3 protein-coding genes are annotated in these 2,587 nt (G+C 38.6%); all 3 read right to left on the bottom strand.

Annotated elements, in window-relative coordinates; genetic code table 11:
• A partial coding sequence (locus tag ACQR30_RS13755) for a ligand-binding sensor domain-containing protein (RefSeq protein ID WP_429736088.1) occupies positions 1–804 on the bottom strand: 804 nt, incomplete at its 3' end.
• Between the two features lie 527 nt (positions 805–1,331).
• Positions 1,332–1,553, bottom strand: coding sequence for a hypothetical protein (locus ACQR30_RS13750; RefSeq protein ID WP_429736086.1), 222 nt, complete (start codon positions 1,551–1,553; stop codon positions 1,332–1,334).
• 10 nt (positions 1,554–1,563) lie between these two features.
• A partial coding sequence (locus tag ACQR30_RS13745; protein WP_429736084.1) for a transketolase C-terminal domain-containing protein occupies positions 1,564–2,587 on the bottom strand: 1,024 nt, incomplete at its 5' end.

Raw genomic sequence — 2,587 nt, 5'->3', positions numbered from 1 at the left:
CAGATTGGATTTCAACTTGCTGGGGAAACTATTCTCGTTAAATTGTTTAATGGAATTATCCTGTGGATGAAAAAGAAAGACACCATATACATAACTCCAGATCCAGAGATCTCCATCCTTATCGACGAGCAGTTCGTAAGGAATATTACCTCTATTGATTTTTTGTAAAGTCGTAGAAGTGAAAACAACTTTATCAGATTTTATATCATATTCCTGTATGAACCCGTTTTGATATACAAGCCACAATTTTCCGTCTCCGGTCTCACCGACAGAACTAATTTTTGCATCCGGAATAAATGTAGGTTCATGAGTGAAGCGTTTCGAGCGTTTGTCTTTAGCTGAATACAGATAAAGATTAAAATTGCCATAAAGAAACCAATATCGATTATTATTTCCCGGAACGATTTTACTAATGTTACCCGAAGGCAAGTGGAGTGCGTTTAAATAACCATTATAATTCGTATCAAATTTTTCGATATCACAATGATAAATACAAGGTTCACCCCTGGTCATCACCCAGATATTTCTGTCTGGCAGTTGGAAAAGGGCGGTGATAGAATTATCACATAAAGAAGTAATATCGTCTGTTTTTTTACGAAAAATTTTGAAAGAACTTCCATCGTATCTATCCAACCCGGATGAGGTGCCAAACCACAAAAACCCATCGGAATCTTTTAATATGGCATTAACCTGATTATTTGACAGACCGTTGGAAGTATTTAGCTTAGAAAAATTGTAGTATTCACTTTGGCCAAAAACCGAAAGCGATGGTCCCAACAAAACCACCCAAATAAGAAAGCGCATCAGTTTTTGTTTAACAAAGGGAAAATTAGATAAAGCCTTTAACAAATTTCGCTCATGACATAGTGAAATCATAATGCAAGTTAACAAAATGAATAGTATAAATGACTTTTTTAGTGATGATTTTAAAAGAAAAGGCCACTTGAAATTCCCTATACAATTTCAAAAATTCCAAATAATTACATTATTCGGGGATGCAGCTAATAGCGCTGTATAGCAGCTAAAATATTAATGTGTAATGGTAGTTTGTCAGGTATTTGCAGCACTACTGATTTTATAAGATGCGCTACCTGCCTAAGATGGTGGGTTTGAACCCTTTAGGTTTTGCTTAGAAAATTCATTTAGACAAAATAGAAAACTATTTGGCGGGAAAGGGTTATTTCCCTTAAAAATCAGCGCCTCCATTAATGGGAACGAAGCACTAAATGAATGCAGCCTTTAAATACCTGACGAAACGGATGTGAATGCTTTATTGTGCTTAGCAAGAAGTCCTCCTCTGCTTTCATCCCCCGAAATAGTAACTGGCGGATTCAAAACATAGTGGAATTAACAGTATTGTCCGCTCGCATTTTCAATTGACGTTTCTTAGCTCCGTTGCACTTGATGAGCGCCAAAACCTCGATTCCAATTCCGATCCCCATTAATACACCCTTTAGTGAATCAGGTATGAATATAAATTGAGCAACTAACCATGTAAAAACCAGCAGCAATAGTCCAATGGCTGTTAGGATTAAATGCTTTCTTTTTTTCATCGTTAATTTTTTAGTTTATCAAACTCGTCTTTCTTACCGTAACCTTCCCTTCCAGCATTTTTCTCACCGTTTCTGCAATAGCGTCTGCATCGAATTTGCACTCGGCGTACAATTCCTTCAAAGTACCGTGCTCGATGATATGATCCGGAATGCCGAGTATTTCTACTTCAGCATTATATTTATTTTCAGCCATAAATTCTAAGACTGCTGCACCAAAGCCCCCTTTTATGGTACCATCTTCCACCGTAATAATCCTTTTGTACCTGGTAAAAACTTCGTGCAACAGATCTTCATCCAGGGGCTTTACAAAACGCATATCATAATGCGCCGGATTTAATCCTTCTTTTTGTAAACTGCGAATAGCACTGGCAGCAAAATTTCCCGGATGACCAATAGAGAGTATGGCTACATCTTCACCATCTTTAAGTTTGCGGCCCTTGCCTATTGTCAATTCCTTCATCGGTTTTTGCCAATCGGGCATGACGCCGTTGCCACGGGGATAACGGATAACGATAGGGTTTTGCATTGTATCCAACTGGGCAGTAAACATCATATCGCGCAATTCCTGTTCATTCATAGGTGCGCAAATAATCATGTTGGGGATGCAACGAAAATAAGCAATATCGTAAGCACCGTGATGTGTAGGCCCGTCTTCACCTACTAAACCGGCTCTGTCTAAACAAAAAATAACCGGCAATTTTTGAATAGCTACGTCATGTACCACCTGATCAAAAGCCCTTTGCATAAAGGACGAATAAATATTACAATAAACGCGCAAGCCCTGGGTAGCCATTCCTGCACTCAGGGTTACCGCGTGCTGTTCACAAATACCTACGTCAAATGCCCGATTAGGCATTTGCTCCATCATATATTTTAAGGAACTACCGCTCGGCATTGCCGGCGTTACGCCCATAATTTTATCATTCTTTTCCGCCAGTTCAATAATTGTTTTACCAAAAACATCCTGATATTTTGGAGGTTGCGGCAGGTCGAACTTTTTCTTATAAATCTCTCCGGTAATTTTATCAAACAAG

Origin of the sequence: Arachidicoccus sp. (assembly GCF_050436765.1) — a bacterium.
Classification (GTDB): Bacteria; Bacteroidota; Bacteroidia; order Chitinophagales; family Chitinophagaceae; genus Arachidicoccus.
Note: the sequence above shows the minus strand (reverse complement) of the source record. Positions and strands in the feature narration are given on the sequence as shown.